Source organism: Streptomyces glaucescens (assembly GCF_002154375.1).
GTDB lineage: Bacteria > Actinomycetota > Actinomycetes > Streptomycetales > Streptomycetaceae > Streptomyces > Streptomyces glaucescens.
The window spans coordinates 1-3,998 of the sequence record NZ_MUND01000193.1; the positions used below are offsets into that span (position 1 = coordinate 1).

General features: G+C 71.6%; 1 protein-coding gene. It reads right to left on the reverse strand.

Annotation, left to right across the window (positions count from 1 at the left end; genetic code table 11):
* A partial coding sequence (locus CCN42_RS14230) for a non-ribosomal peptide synthetase (RefSeq protein WP_143661912.1) occupies positions 1-3,998 on the reverse strand: 3,998 nt, incomplete at both ends.

The window sequence follows — 3,998 nt, forward strand, 5'->3', positions numbered from 1 at the left end:
TCCGGCTCCGCCACCGCCAGGACCCGGTCGTGGAACCTCTCCACCGTGCGGTGCTCGAAGACGTCCCGGACGCCGGCCCGGACACCGAACTCCCTGCGGATCCGGCTGACCAGCCGGATGGCGACGATGCTGTCCATGCCCAGCCGCATGAGGTCCATGGTGATGCCGAGCCGCTCGGCGGGCATGCCCAGCACGTCGGCCCAGAGGTCACGCAGGCGCCGCTCCCGTTCGCCGCGCGGGGGCACGACCTCTTCGGCGGCCGGGGCGGGGTCGGGCAGGGCGCCGCGATCGAGCTTGCCGTTGGGGCTGAGCGGCAGCTCCGGAAGGTGCACGAAGGTCTCGGGGACCATGTACGCCGGCAGGCCGGCGGCGAGCCGTTCACTCAGGTGCTGGGCGTCCAGCGGGGCCGGGGAGACGTAGTAGGCGACGAGAAGCTGCCGGGCAGGGCCGTCCTGGGCCTGGTGTTCCTTGACCAGGACGACGCTCTGGGTGATCTCCGGGACGCGGGTCAGCGCGCTCTCGATCTCGCCGAGTTCGACGCGGTAGCCGTTGAGTTTGACCTGGAAGTCGTCGCGGCCGAGGAACTCGATCCAGCCCTGCCGCGTCCATCTGCCCAGATCACCCGTGCGATACAACCGCCCCAGCTCGGGATGCTCGAAGAAACGCTCCGCGGTGCGCTCCTCATCCCGCCAGTAACCGAGGGCCACACCCGCTCCCCCGATGTGGATCTCCCCCGCCACGCCGACCGGACAGTGCTCACCCCGGCCGTTCAGCACGTACATCCGCTGACCGGGCATCGCCGTGCCGTACGGGATGCTCGCCCACTCGGGATCCACGCGGTCGATCTCGTGCCAGATCGACCAGATACTGCCCTCCGTGGCACCACCCAGACTCATCACCGTCGCCGACGGCGCCAACGCCTCGAGTCGCGCCGGAAGTCGAGTGGGGATCCAGTCACCCGACATCAGCACCACACGCAACGACTCCAGCGGCGTGTCCCCGGCCTCGTCCGCCAGCAGACCCGCCAGCTGCGGCACGCTGTTCCACACCGTCACCCGATGCTCCCGCACCAGCTCCAGCCAGTGCGCGGGCTTCTTCGTCTCCCCCTGAGCCGGGAACACGACCGTCCCACCTGCGGCCAGCACACCGAACAGGTCGTACACCGACAGATCGAAACTCAGCTCCGACAACGCCAGCACACAGTCGTCCGGGCCGATACCGAAACGGTCGTTGACCGCCCGCAGCGTGTTCACCGCACCCCGGTGACTGATCGTCACCCCCTTCGGACGGCCCGTCGAACCCGACGTGAAGATCACATACGCCACATCGTCCGGGGCGACCAGCGGCAGCTCCACCTCCGGCACCTCACCGGCCAGCAGATCCTCCACCACCAGCACCCGGCATCCCGCACCCAGCGCGGCCACCTCCGGCCGCACCGCCTGCGCCCGCGACACCAGCACCACCCCCGCACCCGCCTGCGCGAGGACGTCCTCGATGCGGCCCATGGGCCAGTCGACGTGCAGGGGCAGATAGGCGAAGCCTGCCTTCATCACGGCCGTGGTGGCCAGCACCTGGGCGTAGCCCTTCTCCGCGAGTACGGCGACGAGCCGGCCGTCGGCTGGGGCGCCGAGTGCGTCGCGCAGGTGCCGGGCGAGGCTGGTGCTGTCGTCGTACAGCTCGCCGTAGGTGTGGCTGCGGCCGGTGCCCGCGTCGACGACGGCCACGGCGACACGGCGGCCATCGTCCAGCCCGGCCTCGTACAGGCCGAAGAGGGTGTCGTCGCGGTCCGGGGCCTCACCGGTGGCGTTGGCCGCCCCGATGAGGGCGCGGTCGGTCTCGGCGAGATAGCGGTCGCGGGGCAGTCCGCTCGCCCAGTCGTCGTTCGCGAGGTGCTCGATGAGGGCGCAGTACAGCCGGTTGAGGTGGTCGATGACACCGCGGTCGAAGAGCTGGTCGACGTGGAGCCACTTGCTCATGAAGCCGTCGGCGACCTCGACGGCCTGCAGGTCGATCCAGGCCTGGGAGGTCTGGGCGCTCCAGTGGCGCTCGCCGGTCAGTTCGCTGTCGTCGAGGAACGCGCCGCGGTCGGCGTCGCGCGTCTCCTGGCCCACCACGCCGGTGAACACGATCGGCGACACGGCGCGGGTGGGGTCCAGGCCGTGCAGGCGGCTCAGATCGCGCTGCACCTCCACGCCCGAGTACAGGGCGTGGCCGATGCTCTCCCACAGCAGGTCGTGGGTGCGCCGGATCAGGGCCTCGGCGTCGGCGCCGCGGTCGGTGTGGTGGTGGAGGACCGTGGAGGTGAAGTTGCCGAGCAGCTCGTCGCTGTCCTCGAACACCGGCAGGCGCTGGGACAGGGTCAGGGTGATGGGCAGTTCGTCCGCGCCGGAGAAGTAGGAGACCACGCTGCCGAACAGGGCGAGCAGCACCGACGACGTGGACACGCCGTGCCGCCGGGCCTGCTCCTTGAACCGGTCCCACACCTCGGGCCCGATGCGCAGGGTGTGTTCGGCGAAGCGGGGGTGGGTCACCGTGTCGGGCGAGGTGGCGAACGGCAGGGCGCAGCGCAGCGGGAGGGCGGGGAGCCGGTCCTGCCAGTAGGCGCGGTCGTCCTCGTACCACCGGGAGTGCTTCAGCAGCGCGACGTAGTCCTGGTAGTCCTTGAAGCCGGCCCCGGCAAGCGGCGGGCGCCGGTCGGTTCCCCGGTGGAGGTCGTCGAGGCGTCGCATGACGGCGAGCCTGCTGCGCACGTCGAGGGCGATCAGGTCCCAGCTGATGTGCAGCACGCTGCGGTCGCGGAACCGGCTCACCTCGAACGTGAACAGCGGGAATCGCTCCGGGTCGTACAGGTGGTGGGAGAGCCGCTCGCGCACCTCGCTCGGCCCGGACGGGTCGTAGTCGCGGTCGGTGTGGTCGTGGACCGGTATGCGGTAGCGGGGCACCTCGGCGGGGGCCAGGATCCTTTGCTGGAGCCGCTCGTGGGAGAACACCGTGCGCAGCACGTCGCACTCGGCGACGAGCCGGTTGACCGACTCCTCGAGGCGGTCGGTGTCCAGGTCGCGGTAGTGGTACTCGCTGTAGACGTGGTTGGCGACGTTGCCGATCTCGTAGTTGCCGAGCCGTCCGACGAGGTACGCCTTCTGGATCTCGGTCATGTCGAACCAGGCCCCGGGGTCGGCGCCCACGGACGGCGGCAGGGCCGGCAGATCGGCCTCGCCCCGGACGTCCCGGAAGTCGCTGGGCGTGTAGTGGACGGCGGTCCGGGTGACGCAGTGGCCGACGACCTCGGTGAGGGCGGCTTCGAGCGCACCGGCCAGGGACCGGGTGGTGGCGTCGTCCAGCCTGCTGTCCAGGCGGACGTGCAGCCGTCCCCCGCCGACGTGGGCGAGGACGGTCAGCAGCGCGCCGGTGGTGTTGCAGGCGGGCATGGTCTCGCCGGCGTCCTCGAGGACGAGCCGCCAGTCGGCGGAGCCGGCCTGCTCGGCGTCGAGCCGGCCGAGGTAGTTGAACCACACCGGGGGCAGCGGCCGGTCGCCGGTCAGCGGGCCGTGGCCGATACCGCCCGCGGGAACCGCGCGCAGGCTCTCCTTGACGGCGCGGATGCTGTCGCCGAGGTCGTCGGCGAGCGGCAGCCGCACCGGGTGGAGGGTGGTGAACCAGCCGACGGTGCCGCTGACGTCGAGGCCGGGCGCGAGGTCCTCGCGGCCGTGGCCCTCGCGGACCACGTGGTGGACGCGGCCGCCCGCGACGCCTTCCAGGGCGCGGGCGAGCGCGGTGAGCAGCAGGTCGTCGACGCGGGTGTGGTAGGCGCGGTGGGCCGGGCCGAGCAGGTCGCGGGTGGTGTCCTCAGGGAGGGTGAACTCCTCGCTGCGGTCGGTGCCGGTGTCGGTCCAGCCTCCGACGGCGGGGTCGAGGTCGGTGAGGAGGTCCTCCCAGTAGGCCCTCTCCTCCGGCCGCCGACGGGCGTACTCGGCCACCGCCTGCGACCACTGCCGGTA